Genomic DNA, 20,615 nt, shown 5'->3' with positions numbered 1-20,615 from the left:
CTTCAAAGTCTACCGATCGCGAACGCCGCGAGCAACGCCGGCTAAGCCCTGTTCGGCGTGAACGGCGTCGTGGAGCATCGGCGAGGGTGGATACGGATTTGGACCGGCCGGGCGGTTGGGCGGATAATCAGACGGCAACCTTCCGCACGCATGGGGTTTTCCAGATGAGTCATTACGATGTCTTCAACGGCGATGCCGACGGTCTCTGTGCCCTGCAACAACTGCGCTTGGCCGAGCCGATCGAGAGCATCCTGGTCACCGGTGTGAAACGCGATATCGCCCTGCTCGAGCGGGTCGAGGCGGTCGAGGGCGATCAGGTCACCGCCCTCGATATCTCGTTCGACAAGAATCGCGGGGCGGTCGAGCGATTGCTGGGGCAGGGGGTGCGCATCCGCTATTTCGATCACCACTTCGCCGGCGAGATCCCAGACCACCCGGCGCTCGATGTCCATATCGAGACGCTGCCCGACAAGGGGACCAGTCTCTTGGTCGACGATTATCTTGATGGCGCGCAACGCGCATGGGCGGTGGTCGGGACCTTCGGGGACAATTTCGACACGTCCGCGCGTCGCGCTGCCGAGCCATTGGGCCTGACCGAAGGCGAGCTCGGCCTGCTGCGCGATCTCGGCATCTATCTCAATTACAACGGTTACGGCGAGACGGTCGACGACCTCTTGTTTGCCCCGGACGTGCTGTTTCGCAGCTTGCGGCCTTACGCCGATCCCTTGACCTTTATCGTCGAGGATCCGACGTTCGCTGCCCTGCGTGACGGCTATGCCGACGACATGGCCCGAGCGCGCGCCGTCGCACCCGCGTACGAGAGCGAGCGGCACCGTCTCTTTATCCTGCCGGCCGAGCCCTGGGCGCGCCGTGCCAGCGGCGTCTTCGCCAACGAGCTGGCCGGGCAGGCGCCCGAGCAGGCGCATGCCATGCTGACCCGGTTGCCCGGGGGCGGGTTTCTCGTCAGTGTCCGTGCCCCGCTCGCGCGCCCGGACGGGGCGGATGTGCTCTGTCGCAGTTTTCCGAGCGGCGGGGGGCGCAAGGCGGCAGCCGGGATCAACCTGCTGCCCGAGGCCGAGTACGACAGCTTCCTGGAACGGTTTCGCGCTGCGTTCGGATAAGGAAATGCCGCAGCGCCTCCGAGGAGGCGCTGCGGCATTGGACCCGGGCTCGGTTTGAGTTCTACTCGACGTCGGCGATGAACGCGCCGAGACTCAGCGTCGCGTGATCCGCCCATCTGTTTGGCCATTCACCGGGCTCGCGGTGCGGAAGCCCTCGATGACCATGTCCGAGATCAGGCGTCCGGTCATGACAGGCTCGGTCATCGTCTCGAGCATCTCGTCTCTGTGTCGAGCTCCCGCTCGGCGTCCAGGGTGATCAGCCGGACCTCCTCCGCGATCTGCGGATCCTCCGGGCTCGCGGCATCGATCGGGATCAGGGTGTAGTCGGTGCCCGTCAGGCGGCCCTCGCGGCACCGGAAATCCATGTGTCCCAGCCAGCCGCCGCGCTCGCCGGCTTGGACGATGGGCACGTTCTCTACGATCACCGGCTGTGCGTAGAGGTTATGGTTGTGTCCGCCCACGATCAGGTCGATACCGGGCACGGATGCGGCCAGCCGGCGATCGTCCGCAATCCCCAGGTGCGAGAGCACCACCACCAGGTCGGCCGCGTCGCGCAGCGCCGGTACCAGGCGTCGAGCGACGGCGATCGGCTCCTCCACGCTGATGCCCTCGATGTTGCGCGGATGGGTCGCCGTGGTCAGCTCCGGCGTGGTGAGTCCCAGGACCGCGACCTTCGGCTCGCCCGGCCGGTCGATGACGACCGAGGCCAGCACCGGCAGCGGTTCTGGGTCGGACGCCACATTGGCGCTCAGGAAAGGGAATGCGGCCTCTTCGCTCAAACGGCGAAAGACCGCTTGGCCGTAATCCAGCTCGTGATTCCCCATGACGGCGGCATCCACACCCATGCGGCCCAGCAGCATCAGGTCGGGCACGCCCCGGAACAGGCTGGATGTCAGCGTTCCCTGCAGGAGATCGCCCGCGAAGAGGAGAACGACCGGGCGGCTCGGATCCTGCGCCCGAACCTCGGCGACCGTCGCGGCAAGGCGGGCGATGCCGGAGCCGAAAGCTTATGTCGAAAGAGCGCGAGACGTCCAACGGGATTGCCTGAATCCCCGGATCGTGCCGAAGTCGATATTGTGACCAACCTTCGTCTTCGTGTTGATTTCGAATCGCTGTTCAACCGCGCCCAGCGCGGTATGCGATGTTCTTGGATGGGATCGGCCCAGGCAGACTTGACGACCGTTGGAGCTGGCGCGGTTTAAGATACTCAAAAATATTCAATTCTAAACCGCGTCCCCCGCTAAGGGTCGTGGATGCACCAAACGTCGAGCTCACTCGAAAGTGAGCATCTCGCTCTGGACGTGGTTTAGCGCAATCGATACGCGATCGGGACCACGATCTCGAGCCGGGACTGGCCCATGCTTGCCGGGATCGCAGGCATCGGGGACGCTCGCCTGAGCAGCTCCGATGCGGCATGATCGAGCGCGGTATGGCCCGAGCTCGCTTCGATGCGATGCGAGATGACCTTCCCGCTGCTGTCGATCACGAAACGGACCCTGACGATGCCTTCCTGACGCAACTTCCGGGCTTGTGACGGGTAGCGTCTGTGTCGCTCCAACCAGGCCGCGAGCTCGGCGTAGTAACGGTTCTTGGACTTGCCGCCGTCAGACGTTCCGGCCGTTCCGCCGCCAACGCCCGCGCCGGTGGCCGAGGGGGCGTCCGCGCCGCCCGTGCTGCGTTCGCCGGTCGCGTTGCCGGCGGCTTCGGCGTCTGCGGATGCCGTATTGGCCTTGGTCGGTCGGGGCTGCTTGGTTTGCTGGGCCGTTTGGGGTTCTTTCTTTGACCTGGGTGCGGCTTGAGCCGTCCGTGGCGGCGGGGTCTCGCGGCCTTTAACCATCTCGGCCTTCGGCTTCGGAGTCACGGCTTCCGCGGCGGAGACCGGTGGAGGCGGTGCGGGCTCGGCGGCCCGGATGGTCTCGGTGGCCGTCGCGGGCACGGGGGCGAGGACGGGAGCGCTGACGGCCTGGATCGCCGTCGCCTCCAAGGTCTCGGTCGGCAGGCTGTCCGCCGCGATGGATTCGACCGCGTCCGCTGCGCCGTCACCACCGGCAGGCCCCGCCCCTCCGAGCGAGATGCGGATGCCGGGATCGTCCGGCGCGATCGGCGCCGGCGGCTCGAGCAGCTTCGCGAGGGCGAGGTGGGCGGCGAGGGCGAAGAGGAGTGCGAGCACCCACTGATGGCGTCGAGGCTCTATCATCCTGCGGTCATTCCTCTCGCGCCAACGTCAAGAGGTCGATGTCTTCGGCCCCGGTGGCGCGCAGCTGCTCAAGCAGATCGACCAGGCGAAGTGCTTCGAGGGTCGCGTCCGCCTTGATCTGCAGGTGCCGTGGGCCGTCCGCGAGCCTTTCGGCAACCCACTCGGCGAGGGTCGTCTCCTCGAGCAGCTCGCCGTCGAGGCTGATCTGTCCGGTTCGGTCGATCAGCAGGACGAGCGGCGCTGCTCGTGTGCTCTGCGGGCTATCCGAGCGCGGGGGATCCAGGGCAACCGACTCGGTCGGGGCGAGTCGGCCGGCCAACATGAAAAAGATCAACAGCAGAAAGACGACATTGATCAGCGGAATCAGATTGGCTTCGCTGTCGGCTGCTGGCTTGGGGCGTTTCAATCGCATCGAGAGTCAGAGGCGCAAGAGGGTCAGGTGCGTGGCTCCGGCGTCGCGCAGGAGGTCCAGCACGTCGACCAGATGCTGGAGGCTCACGCCCGGCGCGGGCTGGACCAGGATGCGTTGCGCCGGGTCTTCGCCGATCCGCGCCGCGACGCGTTCGGCAAGCTTGGCGGCGGCGATCGTCTCGGCGTTGAGATCCAGACCATCGGGCTGCACGCGCACCAGCCAGGATCCGACCACCGGGGTTCCGACGGTCGCCGAGGCCGGCGTGCCCATCTCGATCGCCTGCCAGTTGATCAGGCTGGAGGCGAGCATGAAGAAGACGAGCAAGATGAAGACCACGTCGATCAGCGGGGTCAAGCCGATCAGGCGGCGGCGCGGCGCGGGCGACTCAAACCGCATGCGGGATCCGAGGCCCAACAATCGGCTGTTGCGCTGAAACAACCGGCCCGTCGAGCCGCAATCCTCCGGTGAAGACGCGGGTCACCTGATCCTCCAGGCGACGCGTCACGCCTTCGAGAAGACGCTCCAGCCAATTCAGCGCCACGACGGTCGGGATGGCGACCGACAGCCCCATGGCCGTGGTGAGCAGGGCGACCCAGATCCCGCCGGACAGCACCGATGGATCGACCTGATTGCCGGCCGCCTCCATGGCGCGGAAGGCGTCGATCATCCCGATCACGGTTCCCAGTAGACCGAGCAGCGGACTGAGGCTGGCGATCACCTCAAGCCCGCGCAGATGGCCACGCAAGGCCGTCAGCAGCCCCTGGGCCCGGCGCTCGACCTCTTCGCGCAGCGTCGCCGGATCATTCGCGTGGAGACTCCCGAGCATGGCGGTCCGAACCACCCCGGCGAGCGGATTGCGCGCCTGCGCGAGCCGCTCGACCGCCTCGCCACATCGACCGGCCTGCCAGTCGGTCAGCGCGTCCTCGATGCGCTCGGAGCCGCCGTTTCGCAAGCGGGCAAACTGCCAGAGCTTCATCAGGACGATCGTCAAGGCGAGGACCGACATCCCCGCCAGGATCAGCATTACCGGACCACCGGCGTCGAGCAGGGCGCGCAGTGGCTCGGGGATGGCGATCGTCATCGGAGAAGGGACGACGATGCCGAACCAGGACTCCGCTGCCGTCGTCGGATCCGGCAGGTCGGACGTCGCGGGGTTCAGCGAAGCGAGTGCGGCAGCAGTCTCGTTTTCAGTCATCCGGCTTCTCCACGGGGCTGGCTTCGGCGCGGTACGGCGTCATCGGTCATTTCACCAGCGGCGTTTCGGCGCGCGTCGAGAGTGTCAGGCGCTCGATGCAATCGGTGTGCGGGCCTTCGGCGTCGCGACACTCGAGCACCTCGTTGATCAGTATCCGCCGAATGTCGGCGCAGTCGAGGTCCGGGATATCGAACAGCTTCACGGTCGTTTTCGCCGCCCGCAAGGGTGCGGTGTCGACAGCCAGGCGTCGGGCAATCACGCCTGCTTGGTCGAACAGGATCAGGTCCAGCTGCAGGGCCTCGATCGCCGGTCCGGTGCTGTTGTCGAAGACCAGGTAGGCGCGACAGGCCTTCGTCTCGGGCTGGAGCTCCAGCTTGTTGAGCTCGAGCTTGATCTCCTGTGCGCTGCCGATACCCGTGAAGGTGCCGATGGTCAGGAGCAGGAGGGCCTGCATGAGATTGCGGTGCTTCATCCAATGGAATCCTGTCAGCCATCAAACAGAGGATCTTCGCCGCACCCGGCGCATCGGTCAATCGGCGCCGATCGGACCTTGATCGTCGGTGGTGCCTCCCGGGTGAGGCGTACGATAAGGCCCAAGGCGTGCTCGGGGATGCCTTGCAAGGGACGGCGATGGGGTGGGAGTTCATCGGGCGAGCAGTCACAGTGCAGTCTCCGGAGATCTGGTTCCATGGACTGGCTGGCTGGAAGTCCCGACGGACGATCGAGCTGGCTTTCGGGTCGGCGCGCCGTGGCGTCCCTGAGGCCGGCCGGTAGGCGGTACTCGGACATCCCGGCGCGGACTTATCCGAACGGTCGTCTCGCAAATGATATCGACTCTTATTTGCGATGGCAAACTCGGCTTGGCGGCTGGTTTGGCTGCCCGCGTCGGGAGGTGTCGATGCGCCTAAACCGCATCCAGAGCGACATGCGTCGTTTTCATTTTGCGTTTGGCTTCGGAGATGTCCTCGACCTCGGTGAGACGCGGTTTAATTCGAAATTTCAATACTTTAAACCGCGCCGGCTCCGACAGTGGTCGGAGCCGGCGCGGCCAAGTCAATCCAACACACTACGCATATCGCACCGGGCGCGGTTTAGTCGACGACGCTGACGAGATCGCCGATCTTCATGCGCTCGAACAAGAACCGGGCATCCTTCTCGCCGACGCGCACGCAACCGGCTGAATCCGGATAACCCGGGAGCCAGCCCTCGTGCAGAAAATAGTGGCCGTAGAACTGGATGGCGTAGGGCATCCAGGCCTGCCAGCCGAGCTGGTTGGTGTAGCGCGAGGAGACCTTGTCCTTCTCCTTGCTGAGCACCGAGAAGGTGCCGCGCGGCGTGCGGTGTCCCTCGCGTCCGGAGGAGATGGGGCCGGTGCGGACGACCTGGTCGCCCTCCGCGTAGACGAACGACTGGCTGCCGATCTGGATCGTCAAGGCGCGCTTCCCCTGTTCCGCGGTCGGTTCGGCGACCGTCTCCGCCACGCCAAGATCCGCGTCGGGTTCCGATGTGTGCATGCTGTCGGCGCTCTCGGATGCGTCGACCGGCTTGCGCTCGGGTGCCGGCCTGGTCGGGGATTGAGCGCAGCCGACGATGAAGGCGGCCGCGATGAGCAAAGGCAAGATCCGGTGTAAAAAAAACATGAGATACGCGGGCTCCCGTTGCGTGACACCTGTCCACTAAGCCCCCTATATGAGGTTCCGATCGTCTCGACACCACAACTCGGGGTCGAGCACGGTCGCCTGCGCCCTCCGATTCCGGAGGCATCCATGGGAATGCAGCCGGAATGAGCGGGCCTCGCCGTCCGAGCCGCTCCGGTCGTTCAAAGACGCCCCGGGGCTCACGCCGCCGCCGCAGCGGCGGCCTCTCGTGCCCGATCGTCGATCGCCAGGCTCCGCCCGGCCAGCCAAACCAGGAGTACCACCGGGACGCCGATCAAGGTCGTGAAGACGAAGAAACCGGGATAACCGATTGCGTCGACGATCGAGCCGGAATAACCGCCCAGGACCTTGGGCAAGAGTGTCATGAGCGAGCTGAAGATGGCGTACTGCACGGCAGTGAAGGAGACGCTGGTCAGGCTCGACAGGAAGGCGACGAAGGCGGCGCTGGCCAGACCGGCCGCCAGGTTATCCGCGGCGACCGCGATATAGAGCCAGGTCAGGTCAGGCCCGGCCAGCGCCAAGACGACGAAGATGAGGTTGGTGGCCGCGGACAGGATGGCGCCGAGCATCAGGATCCGCATGACCCCGTAACGGGTCGCCATCAGTCCGCCGAGCAGTCCGCCGAGGATGCTCACGATGACCCCGAAGGTCTTCACCGCGGTCGCGATCTGCGGCTTGGAGAAACCGATGTCTTGATAGAAGACGTTGGAAATAACGCCGAGCACGATGTCCGAGATCCGATAGAGCCCGATCAGGGCCAACAAGAGCAGGGCGGTCTTCAGGCCGTAGCGGCGGAAGAAATCCAATGCCGGCTCGATCCAGGTCTCGCGTGCCATCACGGCGTTCACGGCACCGGCGGCGACCAACAGCCGCCCGACAGCGACCGCTGCGGACACGGCAACGGCAAAATGCAGGGTCTCCAAGAGGAAGCCAGTGATCGGCCCGCCCCCCGCCCACGCCTTCAGCCCGGAGAAGGCCCCGCCCGAGATGAAGAACCCGCCGGCAAAGGCTGCCGCGGCCACGAGGAAGACGCCGACCAGTCGCAGATAGTCCGATGCGCCGTAGACATGGGCGTCGGGACGCCGGGTCTCGGGCTCGGAGATCAGCAGTGTCGTCGCCACCCCGATCAGCATGGTCGAGGCCATAACGAGATAGGTCAGCTGCCAGGCGCGGAAGCTGTAGTCGCCGGCCTCGGATCCGAACAGCGCGGCCAGATAGAGCGCACCTGCACCGGCGACCACCATCCCGATCCGATAGCCCGCGATATAGGTCGAGGACATGAGTCCCTGCAGGCGCGGCGCGGCGGATTCGATCCGGTAGGCGTCGATCACGATGTCTTGAGTCGCCGCCGAGAAGCCGAGCAGCACGGCCGCAATCGCCATGCGCGTGACATGGCCGGTGCCGGTCGACGGATCCACCAGCGCCATACCGACGATGGCGGCGATGATGGCGAGCTGCGAGACAAGCAGCCACGCGCGTCGCCGTCCGAATCGACGGGTCAGAAAGGGCAGCGGCAGCTTGTCGATCAAGGGCGCCCAGACGAACTTGAACGAATAGCCCAGCGCGGCCCAGCTGAAGAAGGTGACCGCCTGACGCTCGACACCGGCCTCGCGCAGCCACAGCGACAGCGAGGAGAAGATCAGCAAGAGCGGGATCCCGGCCGAAAAGCCGAGAAAGAGCATCGAGAGCACTTTCGGATTGGAGAGCTCGCGCGCCGTCGACTTCCAGCCCCCGGTGGTGTTTGTATCGACTGGCGTCATGGGCCTCTCGATGGCGCCGTGCCGGCCGGAGCCGGCGCAAAGGCGACTGCAAATGGACAAAAACACCGGGGAGGATACCGTTCGTCGAGTCCTCCGCTCAAGGTCGAACGGGACAGACTTCGCCTGACGCCGGGCCGCGGACGTACTACCATGGTCTGCGTACGGGAACCGACCTCGCCGCTGCGGTAAGCCGGCAGGCGGGTCGTGCTCTTACAATGCAAGCCGCGACTCGAGTGACGGACAACCATTAGGAGACTCAAACGTGTCGAATGCAAACCAACCCAGTCTGACCCAACCCGATGCCGGCCAGCGCAGTGGCCTTGTTCGTCTCATGCTGGAGCAATGGCCCTACGTTCTGCTCTTTGTCGCAGTGATCGCAGGTGTTGCCTTCACCGACATGCGATTGGAGTTCGCGCTGCTCTACTGGCAGATCTTGATCCCGGTGTTCGGCCTGGTTGCTTTGGCGATCGGTTGGAGCGGCGTGGGTGACGACGGCAAGGCTCGAACAGGTCTCGTCATCAAGACGATCCTGCATTGGGGGGCCCTGTTTGTCTTGGTTTGGATCCTCTATCTGCCGCAGCTAAAGGATGTCCTCAACGCCGAGCTCACCGGACTGCAGATCATCTTCCTGCTCGGCCTGACGGCGTTTCTGTCGGGGGTTCACGGCAATCCGCGGATGTCGGTCGTCGGTATCTTTCTGATCGTCAGCGGTATCGTCGTCGCTTTTCTCGACGATGCAGCGCTCATGATGTCCATGCTTGCCGTCGCGGTGCTGGTGGGATTGATCCTGTGGCAGAAGTTTGCGGGTGGGAGCTCCGCCGCCTGAGGGTGAGAGGCGGCCACTGCAACCCAAGGCTGCAGTGGCCTACGCTGGGCCCGTGCGCGTGGAGCTGTGCGTCCTCGGCGGAACCGCCTCGGGCCTCCCAGCTCACGAGCCCGAACGTTGAAGGGGCAGCTTTAAATGCCTGAAACTGCCCACATCCCGTGAAGAACAGTTTTCGTGCCAGGCGGTGATCCGAGGCTTGGCAGGGTTGCGGCGGCGAGTCGCGGGACCGACTCTAACCCAGCATGTCATCAGGTGACGGTTTCCGGCCGTGTTTCCTCGTCGCGTCCGCTTGTCGTCGGGCCTTCTTATAATACATTGATCGGAAAATAAAAAGGCCATCGTGCTCGCCTTGGCGAACCACGATGGCCTAAGTTCGGAGCCGGGCGGAGGAGGAGACCCGACCCCGAGTGCTTGCTTGGCTTGGCTGAATGTCGCTGTTCGGGGTGGGTTCGGACCACCTCTCCGATCAAACACGTTTTCTGCGTCCCTCTGCGACTCCGAAGCTGTTCCTTAGGGTCGCCTTTGATGGTGTTTCCGATGCCTCCTGTCGCCGTGGCTCGGTGGCGCGTCGCCCGGTCTATTGAGCGAGCGACGCGCCGATGCTCCCTGCGTGCTCCCTGCTCGGTTCCGTCCTGGTCCCTGCTAAGAGTCCCTTGAGCTCCTGTCGACTCGTGGTTTCTGCTTTCGCCTTTCTGTACGCATTGGACGTGCCACAGTTCGGTTGCGTGCGACGGTAGGCCGGACTCGCCGGTCAACCGGTACCGCAGATCGCTTGCTGCACAGCACTTCGCAAACACAACAAACGAAAATATGTAAGAATAAAACCGCCCAATGGCGGGCGGTTATCCGTTCGGCAGCAGCCGGAGTCGTCGGGCGAGGCGGGCGGCGGGCTCCGAGGCACGAAAGCGGTGCCCCATCGACGATGACCTAGATCGTCATCTGATGACGCATTTGGGTCACTCGGCCTGCACCGCGGCCAAAGCCGTCATGTTGAGTAGTCCGCGCACGGAGGTGCTCGGCGTCACGATATGGGCAGCGCGGTCCGCCCCGAGCAGCATCGGGCCGAAGGCGCCGCCTTCGTTGATGGTCCGCAGCAGGTTGAAGGCGATGTTGGCCGCGTCCTGGTTGGGCATGATCAGAAGATTCGCGCGACCGCTCAGCTTCGAGTCAGGGAAACGCGCCTCGCGCACGGCGGCGTCCAAGGCCAAGTTGGCGTGCATCTCGCCTTCGACCTCGAGGTTCGGGGCGCGGGTGCGAAGCAGTCGCATCGCTTCCTGCATCTTGCGTGCGGCCGGCGTATCGTGGCTGCCGAAGTTGGAGTGCGAGAGCAGCGCGATCTTGGGCCGCAACCCGAAGCGCTGCACCTGCGCCGCGCACAGGAAGGTGATCTCGGCGAGATCCTCGGCACTTGGGTCCGCCTGCACATAGGTGTCGGCGATGAAGAGCGCTCCCGCCGGCAGGACGATGGCGTTCATTGCGGTCAGGTGACGCACGCCCGGTGCGGTGCCGATCACCTCCTCGACATGCTTCAGGTGTCGTGCATAGCGTCCGACCACGCCGCAGATCATGGCATCGGCGTCCCCGCATCGGACCATGGTCGCAGCCAAGACTGTCGGATCGTTGCGGATGTACTCCTGCGCCTCGTCGGGCGCGTAGCCGCGTCGTTGGACGCGCTCGTAGAAGGTCCGCCAGTGCGTGTCGAAGTCGGTGTTCTCGCAAGGCACGATCAGATCGAAATCACGCTCCGGGCGCATGGTCAGGCTCAGATCCTTGATGCGGTTTCCGATGACCTCCGGACGGCCGATCAGCATCGGGCGGGCAATCCCCTCGAGGATGGCCTGCTGAGCCACCTGCAAAACACGCTCGTCCTCACCCTCGGCATAGATCACGCGTTTCGGCGCGGCGCGGGCCTGATCGAAAACGGGTTTCATGGTCATCCCGGTGCGATAGGCCCGTAGATGCATGGCGGTTCGATAGGCGTCCAGGTCGGCGATAGGTCGGGTGGCGACACCGCTCTCCATCGCGGCACGCGCGACCGCAGGGGCCAGATTTTCCATGAGACGCCGGTCGAAGGGTTTGGGGATCAGGTAATCGGGTCCGAAGGTCAGCTCGCCCCCACCATAAGCGGCTCGTACGATGTCCGACGGCTCGGCCATGGCGAGATCGGCGATCGCCTTGACACAGGCGATCTTCATCGCCTCGTTGATCTCGGTGGCGCCGCAATCGAGCGCGCCTCGGAAGATGAAGGGGAAGCAGAGGACGTTGTTGACCTGATTCGGGAAATCCGACCGCCCGGTGGCGATGATGGCGTCCGGTCGGGCGGTGCGGGCCAGCTCCGGCATGATCTCGGGGACCGGATTGGCCAGCGCCATGATGATGGGCGCGTCCGCCATCTTGGCCAGCCAGTCGGGCTTGAGGATGCCGGCGGCGGAGAGTCCCAGGAAGATATCGGCGCCCTCGATGGCTTCCTGCAGGGTGCGCTGCTCGGTCTCGATCGCGTAGCGGCCTTTGTAGGGATCCATCTCCTCGGTGCGACCGCTGTAGACCACGCCGGCGATGTCGGTGAGTGTGACGTTCTCCTTCGGCAGTCCCATGCTGACCAGCAGGTCGACACAGGCCAGCGCGGCAGCTCCGGCGCCTGCCGTGACCAGGCGGGCCTTGCCGATGTCCTTGCCCACCACGCGCAGGCCGTTGAAGATGGCGGCGGCGACGACGATTGCGGTCCCGTGCTGGTCGTCGTGGAAGACCGGGATGCCCATCCGTTCCTTCAGCGCGCGTTCGATGATGAAGCACTCCGGCGCCTTGATGTCCTCGAGGTTGATGCCGCCGAAGCTCGGCTCCATGCGAGCAACCGTCTCGATGAATTTTTCCGGGTCGCGCTCCTCGATCTCGATGTCGAACACATCGATGTCCGCGAACTGCTTAAACAGAACCGCCTTGCCCTCCATCACCGGTTTGGACGCGAGCGCGCCGATGGCGCCCAGACCCAGCACCGCCGTGCCGTTGGTGATGACAGCGACCAGGTTGCTGCGCGCGGTGTAGAGCGACGCGTTCATCGGATCCTTCTCGATTTCGCGGCAGGCTGCAGCGACGCCGGGCGAATAGGCCAGTGCGAGATCGCGCTGGTTGCCCATGGGCTTGGTCGGTTTGATCTCCAGCTTGCCGGGCTTGGGATAGCGGTGGTAGTCGAGCGCGTTCTGGTCGAATGAGTCCGGCATCCGGGTCTCCGTTGGTTGGTGTGCGGCGCGCTTGACCGACTCGATCGGTGCGGCCGTCATCTCCCGGTCATTATGCTGCGGCGCAGCAGATGGCTGCAAAGATTTCGACAGATTCGTTTTGAGCGGCGCAGGGCATGCACGCGCCTTCTCGAATCACCCCTTGATCATCTCAATTGGTCCGCTGCTCGGCGGACCCAGCTCGACGTTGTCTTGGAGCTCCGCGACCTCGCCGAGGGCGGCACGGTCGAGGATGGCGACCTCGGCGCCGAGGACCACATGCGTTGCGTGTCGGCTCACGCGCTCAAGTTGGTCGTGGCTCAGGCCGCCCAGGAGGGGCGGTCTTCAACTCGTCGAGCATCGGATACCTTGCTGCGGGTTCGCCGTCGGTTGGCTCTTGGGTGGATCTATAGGGAGCGGAGCGGATGTGTCAAGCCGCCGGCGGGTCGCGATCCTCAGCACCGATGTCCCATGTGCATGAAGCACTACGGCGTCGCCGAGACGGATCTGATCCCCGGTGCTCAGGTCGGCAACCCCGAGCTGACGGGTGGCGCTCTCTTCAAAGACAACACTCAAACCTTGACCTGGTAATCGCCTCGACCTGGTAATCGCCTCCGAAGGGCCAAGCCGTCGCCGGCTTTCGCCCTTCGATCACCCTCGAGGACAGGTCGATGAAGCGCATGCTTGATCCGAGGCCGCTGCCGGACTAAAGCAGGAGCGAGTAACCTAGTCCCGCCAGCGCGCAGGCCGCGATGACCGGGATGACGCCGACGTTGAATCGCCACAGCGCGACGAACGCAGCGATCGTAAGCAGCAGCGAGAACCACTCGAAAGGTCCGGCGAACGGTGCCGCCTCGCTGCCCTCGGGCCAGAGGACATGCCAGGCAAAGAACACTGCCAGATTGACGATGACCCCGACGACGGCCGCGGTGATGCCGGTCAGCGGCGCGGTGAACTTCAGATCATGCCGTGTGGCTTCGATTGCGGGGGCACCGATGAGGATGAAGAGGAACGACGGCAGGAAGGTGAAGAAGGTGGCTACACTCGCCCCCGCGATCCCGGCGAGCAGCAGGGCATCGGGGCCGAAGATCTCCTTGGTCCAGGCACCCACGAAGCCGACGAAGGCGACCACCATGATCAGTGGCCCCGGGGTGGTTTCGCCGAGCGCGAGGCCGTCGATCATTTGGGTCCCGGTCAACCAGCCGTGGGTCTCGACCCCGCCCTGATAGACATAGGGCAGCACGGCGTAGGCACCGCCGAAGGTGACGAACGCCGCCTTGGTGAAGAACCAACCCATCTGGGTCAGCGTCCCCTGCCAGCCGTAGCCGAGCCAGAGAAAACCCTCGACGATGCCCCATAGCGTGAGCCCGATCAAGGCATAAATCAGGGTATGCCGCCAAGAGAACCGGGCGCGCGTCGGCAGCGGCGTGTGGTCGTCGATGATCGCCGGACCGTAATCGCCGCGGCAGGACCCATGCCCGCCGCCGGTCTTGAAGCGATCGGGCGCGATGCGCCCGCCCAGGTAGCCGATCAGGCCCGCGCCGAGCACGATTGCCGGAAAAGGCACGTTCAGCGCGAAGATGGCGACGAAGGCCGCCGCGGCGATTGCCCGGAGCGCGCCGTTGCGCAGCGCTCGAGACCCGATGCGCCAGGCCGCGAATACCACGATCGCCGTCACCGCCGGCTTGATCCCGTAGAGGACGCCGGCCACCACCGGCAGGTCGCCGTAGGCCAAATAGATGAAGGTCAGCGCGATCAGGATCGCCAGCGACGGCAGCACGAAGAGCACGCCCGCCATCACGCCGCCGAGCGTCCCGTGCATCAGCCAGCCGATATAGGTCGCGAGCTGCTGCGCCTCCGGTCCGGGCAGCACCATGGTGTAGTTCAGCGCATGCAGGAACCGATGCTCGCTGATCCAGCGTCGCCGCTCCACCAACTCGGTGTGCATCATCGAGATCTGTCCGGCCGGTCCGCCGAAGCTGATGAAGCCGAGCTTGAGCCAGTAGCGAAAGGCATCCCCGATGGTCACGGGCCGCGGCGGCGAGGACGCAGTCGATTCTGCGGGCGATCCACCGGATGATGGGTTAGGGGTCTCGGGTGTCGTCGACATGGATGATCTTGGAGCGGGAATTCTCTCGGACCTGCCGGTCTACTGAAATGGCCTTGCTCAGGCCGAAAGGAGTTTTCGATAGGCCGGCTATCGATGTGATGGCGCAGTATGATCACAAAGGCACTCGACCGCGATGGCTATCGGTGTGTCCGCCGGCCGTCGCGTAAGGCTGTCTCGTGATTGCTCGCTCCGTGGAGAGGCGTCCGCGTCGGCCTCGACAACCGTGCTCGAAGGCCAGTACAGGCCGCAACCCGATTTGATGTCGATCAAAGCCGATGGCTTTCCCGCGCCACGCAACAAGGTCGCGATTCTGATCGGCGTAACGGGGATCGACCGCGCATGGGCAGAGTTGCTGGTGCGGATCGGCGGCGCGTTGCGAGCGCTCAAGGACCACGACCTCGAGGAAGGCGTCTCGACCCGACTGCTCGTCTACGCGGCGACCCTGATTCCGGCCGGGTTGGACCCAGGTGACGCCTGTCTCACTGCGCCGGTCGAGCTACTCTGCGACCGCCCGGGCGGCTGGTGCTGCAGTCGATCGGCTTCGAATGTCCGCTCGACGTCTTGTACGAGGACGTGGTGTTTGTGCAGACCGAGGTAGCGGATACCGAATGACAGCGCGCCGCGGCCCGATGCTCGCGCGGCCCGATGCTCGCCGTTTGCCGGTCGTCCCGGCGATCACCCGCACCGTCAAAGAACGGTCACATCGGTTCTCTACAATCACCGACTCTATGTAACCGGGTAAGGAGGTTGCCGTGATGGGTTTCGAGAGATCGCGCCGTTTGTTGTTGGCTGGTGCGGCTGTGCTGGCCGCGATGTTGGCCGCGCCTGCTGGCGCCATGGACCCGCGCTATACGGACGCCGACGGTGACCTCACCGCGGATCCGCCTGCGGATGCCAAGAACTGGCTCGACCCGGATGTGCTCATCTTCGCCTATACGCCGGTCGAGGATCCGGCGGTCTATGCGAAGGTCTGGGAGGGCTTTCTGAAGCATATGGAGGAGAAGACCGGCAAGCAGGTCCAGTTCTTCCCGGTGCAGTCGAACGCGGCTCAGATCGAGGCGATGCGGGCCGGTCGGCTCCATGTCGCCGGCTTCAATACCGGATCCAACCCGCTCGCGGTCAACTGTGCCGGCTTCGTGCCCTTCGCCATGATGGCCTCGGCCGACGGCAGCTACGGCTACGAGATGGAGATCATCACCTATCCCGGCAGCGGGATCGAAAAGGTCGAGGACATCAAGGGCAAGAAGCTCGCCTTCACCGCGCCGACCTCCAACTCGGGCTACAAGGCACCCTCGGCGATGCTGAAGGCCGAATACGGGCTTGAGGCCGAGAAGGACTTCGAGCCGGTGTTCTCCGGCAAGCACGACAACTCCATCATCGGTGTCGCCAACAAGGATTACCCGGCTGCGGCGATCGCCAACTCGGTGTTGCAGCGCATGGTCGCGCGCGATGTGGTCCAACCCGACCAGTTGGTGAGCCTGTACAAGTCACAGACCTTTCCGACCACGGGTTATGGCCTGGTCTACAATCTGAAGCCGGAGTTGGCTGAGTCGATCCGTGACGCCTTCTTCAGCTATCCATGGGAGGGATCGGCGCTGGCTGCCGAGTTCGAGAAGTCGGGCGAGTCCCAGTTCGTCCCGATCGATTACAAGACCCATTGGGAGGTGGTTCGGCAGGTCGATTCCGCGATGGGGGTGAGCTACGACTGTCGGTAAGCTCTCAGCTTTCAGCTCTCAGCTCTCAGCTCCCAGCTCTCAGCTCCCAGCCACGGGTCTTGTAGGCTTGCCGGTTTTCGTGACAGCCACGATTGATGCTCCCCGAGACGCGTTGTTCTTGACCTGCTCCGACCGTCGACCCAACCATGCTGACGGCTGACGGCTGACGGCTGACGGCTGACGGCTGACGGCTGACGGCTGACGGCTGACGGCTGACGGCTGACGGCTGACGGCTGACGGCTGACGGCTGACGGCTGACGGCTGACGGCTGACCACCACGCCAATCCCAACTCCGAGCGCGCCCCATTACCCATGCTCCGTCTCGACTCCCTGACCAAGCGCTATCGCACCGGCGACCTGGCCTTGTCCGAGATCTCGCTCGAGATCCCGGCGGGGCAGGTGGTCGGACTGATCGGTCCGTCCGGGGCGGGGAAGTCGACGCTGATCCGTTGCGTGAATCGTCTGGTCGAGCCGACCTCGGGTCGGATCTGGTTGGGTGACCTGGAGTTGACGCGGCTCGGCCGCCGTGGCCTCAGGCATGCGCGCCGTCGCATGGGGATGATCTTCCAGGAATATGCCCTGGTCGAGCGTCTGACGGTGATGGAGAACCTGCTCTCGGGGCGGCTCGGATACGTGTCTTTCTGGAGCAGTTTGATTCGCCGGTTTCCCCCTGCGGACATCGAGAATGCCTTTCGGCTCTTGGACCGTGTCGGCCTGATGGAGCATGCGGACAAGCGTGCCGATGCGCTCTCGGGTGGTCAGCGCCAGCGTGTCGGGATCGCTCGCGCGTTGGCCCAAGAGCCGGATATCCTCCTGGTGGACGAGCCGACCGCGAGCCTGGATCCCAAGACCTCGCGTCAGATTATGCGGTTGCTGCGCGAGGTGTGCGCGGAGCGAGATCTGGCGGCGATCGTGAATATCCACGACGTGGTGTTGGCCCGCGAGTTCATGATGCGCATCGTCGGACTGCGCGCCGGGGTAATCGTCTACGACGGAGGACCGGATGGACTGACGCCGGCGGTCCTAACCGAGATCTACGGCGAAGAGGATTGGACCGCGTCGAGCGATCTGGCCGACACCGGGCCGTCCCCGCGCCCGGGCGTGCCGGGTACCGACGAGCTGGTCGGCGCCTTGTGAGCGGGCCGGTCGTACTGCCCGATCCCGCGAGCGGCCGGGCCACGCGCTACCCGAGACACTGGCGCCGTCCACCGCTGATTTCCGATGGTCGACTGCGCTGGGCGATCTACGCCGGTGTCCTCGTCTATCTGGTCGTCGGCATCGGTGCCGTCGATGTAAACTGGGGGCGACTGAGTGAGGGATGGGAGCGCGGTCTGCGCTTTCTCGGTGGCTTTCTCGAGCCGGACTTCATCTCGCGTTGGGACGACATCCGCGCGGGTTTGATCGAGAGTCTCACCATGACCCTGACCGCGACGGTGGTCGGGGTCTTGATCTCGATCCCGGTCGGGATCGGCGCCGCGCGCAACATCGCACCCGCCCCTGTCTATTTCGTCTGCCGAGCTTTGATCGCGCTCTCGCGCTCGCTCCAGGAGATCATCGTCGCCATCGTCTTTGTCGCAATGGTCGGGTTCGGGCCGCTCGCGGGCTTTCTGACGCTGGCCTTTGCGACCATCGGATTTCTTGCCAAGCTCCTGGCCGAGGACATCGAGGATATCGACGCCGCGCAGGTCGAGGCGATCCGCGCGACGGGTGCCGGCTGGTGGCAGGTGCTCGACTACGGCATCCGCTCGCAGGTCACGCCGCGTCTGATCGGGCTCTCGCTCTACCGACTCGACATCAATTTCCGTGAATCGGCGGTGATCGGGATCGTTGGTGCCGGTGGGGTCGGCGCGACCCTGAATACGGCGCTCGATCGCTATGAGTACGACTCGGCGGCGGCCATCCTCATCCTCATCATCGCGATCGTGCTGGTGACCGAGTATGTCTCGGGTTGGGTGCGCGGGCGGGTGCAGTGATGGCGATTCGGCAGACGCCCGATGGCCCGATCTGGCGCAAGCGCACGACGCCGCAGTCCATCGCGCTTTGGTTCGGCTGGCTGCTGTTGGTCCTGTTGTTCGTCCTGGCCTGGGAGGCCATGACCCGCAACCAGATCTGGGTCTTCGTGTGGGACGCCCCTGAGCAAGCCGCGGATCTCTTCGGACGAATGGTGCCGCCGCGCTGGTCCTACATGGATCAACTCTGGGTGCCGCTGTGGGACACCATCAACATCGCCACACTCGGGACCCTGCTCGCGATCGTCCTCGCCGTCCCGGTCGCCTTCCTCGCGGCGCGCAATACGACCCCGAGTCCTCTGCTTGTGCGCCCGATCGCCATCTTCATCATCGTCGCCTCGCGCTCGGTCAATGCCCTGATTTGGGCACTCCTACTCGTGGCGATCCTGGGCCCGGGCTTGCTGGCAGGGATCATCGCAATTGCGCTGCGCTCGATCGGGTTCATCGGCAAGCTCCTCTATGAAGCGATCGAGGAGATCGACCTGCGCCAGGTCGAGGCCGTTCGGGCGACAGGGGCCGGTCCCGCCCAAGTCCTGGACTACGGGATCGTGCCTCAGATCATGCCGGCGTTTGCCGGGATCACGCTCTTCCGCTGGGACATCAATATTCGCGAGGCGACCGTCTTGGGTCTGGTCGGCGCCGGCGGGATTGGGTTGCAGCTCAAGGCCTCGGTCGACGGCCTCGCTTGGCCGCAGGTGACCCTCATCTTCATCGCCATCCTCGCGACCGTGATCCTCAGCGAGTGGGTCTCCGCGCGGGTGCGGGCGGCCCTGATCTGAGCGGAGCCTTGCGACGGATACGCGGATCTGCGATCGGATAAAATGCCCGGACTCTGTCGAAGCATCCGATGCATCCCGATGGCCAGACCAAAACGCAACCTCACCCCTGCCGAGAAGGCGGCGAAGAAACGACGACGTGAAGAGACCATGGTCGTCTTAATGAACGGCAAGCAGAAGCGCGTCCCACGTCCGCCGACGATCGATGGCCTGCCTGTGGATGAGTTTATCCGCAGGAACGCCGACCCCCTTTGGCTCCAGCAAAACGAGATGTGGGAGTACATCGACGAGGCCAACAAGCGGGCCTGATGGTCATGACTCGGGGTTATGGGCTCAAGTATCGGTTGGCCGACGGGACGAAGCGTCTCAGCGAGACGGCACGGGTCTTCTTGTCGAGCGGGCTCGAGGTTTGACGGCGCGCTCTGATCGAGACCGCGCTGAGCGAGGGCGTCGATGCGGCCTGTCGGGCACTGGATGCGAACCCGAGTCAGATCCTGCGTGCCGGGGGGTGACATGGCCGGAAAACCATCGACATCTCCTCAGGGTGTTGGCGGGATCCGCAGGGTCTCGTAGGTGCGATCGAGTGCAGCGCGGATCTCGGGCTCGCGGTCGACGGCAAAGGCGAGGAATGCCTTGGCGATGGTCGAAAGATCACGACCCTTCGGGTGGACCAGGTACCAGGTCCGCTCGATCGGGAAGCCCTCCACGTCCAACATGGCGAGACGTCCGGCACCTCCGTCGAGCGTGAGGGTGTGCAGCGAGAGCGCGGAGATTCCGAGGCCGGCGATGATGGCGTGCTTGATCGCCTCGTTGCTGCCGAGCTCCATGCGTACGTTCGGACGCAGCCCCTGCTCGGCGAAGCGGCGCACAACCGAGTCGCGGATGCCCGAGCCGGGCTCGCGCAGCAGGAAACGCTCCTGTGCCAGACGTTCCATCGTGATCCCGCATTGACCGACCAGGGGATGATCGGTTCGCGCGAGGACGATGAGTGGGTTGGGTGCGAGAAAGGTGGCCTCGACATCGAGGCCGGCGTGGGCGGGCTCGCCGAAGATGTAGAGATCGTCGTCGTTTGCTGCCATCCGCTCGATGATCCGCGTGCGGTTGGTGACCTTCAGCGAGACGTCGATACCGGGAAACTGGTCGCAGAAGGCACCGAGGATCTCGGGCGCGAAATATTTCGCGGTCGTAATGACGCCGAGACGAAAATGGCCGCTTTTCATCCCCTTGAGGTCGGCGAGCTTGATTTCGAGGTCGGTGAGCGAGCGCAGGATGGTACGACACGCGGCGTAGACCTCGCGTCCGGCATCCGTCGGCTCGACGTTGCGACCTACATGCAGGAATAGGGGCGTCCCGACCGTGTCGGTCAGTTTCTTGATCTGCATGGAGACGGTGGGTTGGGTCAAAAACATCTCCTCGGCGGCACGTGTGAAGCTGCCGAGCCGGACGATGGCCTCGAGAAGTTGAAGCTGACGCAAGGTGGCGTGTCGCACGAAGCGACCGGTAGCCTCGATTTGGGACAACGCCTTCTGAGTCTGGATCGACGTGGTCATCCTTTTGCCCTGCTTACGTTTGAACCGGATCCGGCAGCCGAAGCAGCCATCACGCGGCCGGTAAGCGATCG

Annotated in this window: 20 protein-coding genes; 8 read left to right on the top strand and 12 right to left on the bottom strand. The window is 64.6% G+C overall.

What is annotated here, in order from left to right; genetic code table 11:
* The first annotated feature begins 164 nt into the window (after window positions 1-164).
* Window positions 165-1,121 carry an acetyltransferase gene (locus AADX97_RS21300; protein WP_374236477.1) on the top strand — a complete coding sequence of 319 codons (957 nt, stop codon included), beginning with the start codon at window positions 165-167 and terminating at the stop codon, window positions 1,119-1,121.
* Between the two features lie 200 nt (window positions 1,122-1,321).
* Here the strand turns inward: AADX97_RS21300 and AADX97_RS21295 are convergent, their stop codons facing one another.
* The 8 genes from AADX97_RS21295 to AADX97_RS21260 form a co-directional block, all read right to left on the bottom strand.
* Window positions 1,322-2,113 carry a bifunctional UDP-sugar hydrolase/5'-nucleotidase gene (locus tag AADX97_RS21295; RefSeq protein WP_374236515.1) on the bottom strand — a complete coding sequence of 264 codons (792 nt, stop codon included), beginning with the start codon at window positions 2,111-2,113 and terminating at the stop codon, window positions 1,322-1,324.
* Between the two features lie 314 nt (window positions 2,114-2,427).
* On the bottom strand, window positions 2,428-3,318 hold the full coding sequence (locus AADX97_RS21290) for a TonB family protein (protein ID WP_374236478.1): 891 nt from the start codon (window positions 3,316-3,318) through the stop codon (window positions 2,428-2,430).
* A 7-nt stretch (window positions 3,319-3,325) separates the two neighbouring features.
* On the bottom strand, window positions 3,326-3,730 hold the full coding sequence (locus AADX97_RS21285) for an ExbD/TolR family protein (RefSeq protein WP_374236479.1): 405 nt from the start codon (window positions 3,728-3,730) through the stop codon (window positions 3,326-3,328).
* Between the two features lie 6 nt (window positions 3,731-3,736).
* Window positions 3,737-4,126 carry an ExbD/TolR family protein gene (locus tag AADX97_RS21280; protein WP_374236480.1) on the bottom strand — a complete coding sequence of 130 codons (390 nt, stop codon included), beginning with the start codon at window positions 4,124-4,126 and terminating at the stop codon, window positions 3,737-3,739.
* Window positions 4,116-4,925, bottom strand: a complete 810-nt coding sequence (locus tag AADX97_RS21275; RefSeq protein ID WP_374236481.1) for a MotA/TolQ/ExbB proton channel family protein — start codon at window positions 4,923-4,925, stop codon at window positions 4,116-4,118. Before AADX97_RS21275 ends, AADX97_RS21280 begins: the two co-directional genes overlap by 11 nt.
* Before the next feature lie 46 nt (window positions 4,926-4,971).
* Window positions 4,972-5,397 carry a Tat pathway signal sequence domain protein gene (locus tag AADX97_RS21270; protein WP_374236482.1) on the bottom strand — a complete coding sequence of 142 codons (426 nt, stop codon included), beginning with the start codon at window positions 5,395-5,397 and terminating at the stop codon, window positions 4,972-4,974.
* Window positions 5,398-6,016: 619 nt separating this feature from the next.
* A complete protein-coding gene (locus AADX97_RS21265) occupies window positions 6,017-6,565 on the bottom strand; it encodes a L,D-transpeptidase (RefSeq protein WP_374236483.1) in 549 nt (182 codons plus the stop codon).
* A 197-nt stretch (window positions 6,566-6,762) separates the two neighbouring features.
* Entirely contained in the window at window positions 6,763-8,343 is a 1,581-nt protein-coding gene (locus tag AADX97_RS21260; protein ID WP_374236484.1) for an MFS transporter, read from the bottom strand.
* 262 nt (window positions 8,344-8,605) lie between these two features.
* Between AADX97_RS21260 and AADX97_RS21255 the strand changes: the two genes are divergently transcribed.
* Entirely contained in the window at window positions 8,606-9,169 is a 564-nt protein-coding gene (locus AADX97_RS21255) for a hypothetical protein (protein WP_374236485.1), read from the top strand.
* Window positions 9,170-10,125: 956 nt separating this feature from the next.
* On the opposite strand, the gene AADX97_RS21250 is transcribed toward AADX97_RS21255, so the two are convergent.
* From AADX97_RS21250 to chrA, 3 genes are all read right to left on the bottom strand, one after another.
* Window positions 10,126-12,387, bottom strand: a complete 2,262-nt coding sequence (locus AADX97_RS21250) for an NADP-dependent malic enzyme (protein ID WP_374236487.1) — start codon at window positions 12,385-12,387, stop codon at window positions 10,126-10,128.
* A gap of 153 nt (window positions 12,388-12,540) precedes the next feature.
* Window positions 12,541-12,684: a hypothetical protein gene (locus AADX97_RS21245; protein WP_374236488.1), complete on the bottom strand. Its 144-nt coding sequence runs from the start codon at window positions 12,682-12,684 to the stop codon at window positions 12,541-12,543.
* A 406-nt stretch (window positions 12,685-13,090) separates the two neighbouring features.
* The gene (gene chrA / locus AADX97_RS21240) at window positions 13,091-14,494 is read right to left on the bottom strand and encodes a chromate efflux transporter (RefSeq protein ID WP_374236489.1); all 1,404 of its coding nucleotides are present in this window, start codon (window positions 14,492-14,494) and stop codon (window positions 13,091-13,093) included.
* A 259-nt stretch (window positions 14,495-14,753) separates the two neighbouring features.
* On the opposite strand from chrA, the gene AADX97_RS21235 reads away from it, so the two are divergent.
* The 6 genes from AADX97_RS21235 to AADX97_RS21210 all read left to right on the top strand — a co-directional run bounded on the left by AADX97_RS21235 (window position 14,754) and on the right by AADX97_RS21210 (window position 19,303).
* Window positions 14,754-15,092 carry a CbbQ/NirQ/NorQ C-terminal domain-containing protein gene (locus AADX97_RS21235; RefSeq protein ID WP_374236490.1) on the top strand — a complete coding sequence of 113 codons (339 nt, stop codon included), beginning with the start codon at window positions 14,754-14,756 and terminating at the stop codon, window positions 15,090-15,092.
* A gap of 157 nt (window positions 15,093-15,249) precedes the next feature.
* The gene (gene phnD / locus AADX97_RS21230) at window positions 15,250-16,209 is read left to right on the top strand and encodes a phosphate/phosphite/phosphonate ABC transporter substrate-binding protein (protein WP_374236491.1); all 960 of its coding nucleotides are present in this window, start codon (window positions 15,250-15,252) and stop codon (window positions 16,207-16,209) included.
* Window positions 16,210-16,521: 312 nt separating this feature from the next.
* Window positions 16,522-17,346, top strand: coding sequence for a phosphonate ABC transporter ATP-binding protein (gene phnC, locus AADX97_RS21225; RefSeq protein ID WP_374236492.1), 825 nt, complete (start codon window positions 16,522-16,524; stop codon window positions 17,344-17,346).
* The gene (phnE, locus tag AADX97_RS21220) at window positions 17,343-18,182 is read left to right on the top strand and encodes a phosphonate ABC transporter, permease protein PhnE (RefSeq protein ID WP_374236493.1); all 840 of its coding nucleotides are present in this window, start codon (window positions 17,343-17,345) and stop codon (window positions 18,180-18,182) included. Before phnC ends, phnE (AADX97_RS21220) begins: the two co-directional genes overlap by 4 nt.
* Window positions 18,182-18,997, top strand: a complete 816-nt coding sequence (phnE, locus tag AADX97_RS21215) for a phosphonate ABC transporter, permease protein PhnE (RefSeq protein ID WP_374236494.1) — start codon at window positions 18,182-18,184, stop codon at window positions 18,995-18,997. Before phnE (AADX97_RS21220) ends, phnE (AADX97_RS21215) begins: the two co-directional genes overlap by 1 nt.
* Window positions 18,998-19,075: 78 nt before the next feature.
* Window positions 19,076-19,303, top strand: coding sequence for a hypothetical protein (locus AADX97_RS21210; protein ID WP_374236495.1), 228 nt, complete (start codon window positions 19,076-19,078; stop codon window positions 19,301-19,303).
* Window positions 19,304-19,533: 230 nt separating this feature from the next.
* On the opposite strand, the gene AADX97_RS21205 is transcribed toward AADX97_RS21210, so the two are convergent.
* The gene (locus AADX97_RS21205) at window positions 19,534-20,514 is read right to left on the bottom strand and encodes a LysR family transcriptional regulator (protein ID WP_374236516.1); all 981 of its coding nucleotides are present in this window, start codon (window positions 20,512-20,514) and stop codon (window positions 19,534-19,536) included.
* Between the last annotated feature and the right edge of the window lie 101 nt (window positions 20,515-20,615).

The sequence above is a fragment of the Thiocapsa sp. C2-2m genome, assembly GCF_041903745.1.
Classification (GTDB): Bacteria; Pseudomonadota; Gammaproteobacteria; order Chromatiales; family Chromatiaceae; genus Thiocapsa; species Thiocapsa roseilacustris.
Note: the sequence above shows the minus strand (reverse complement) of the source record. Positions and strands in the feature narration are given on the sequence as shown.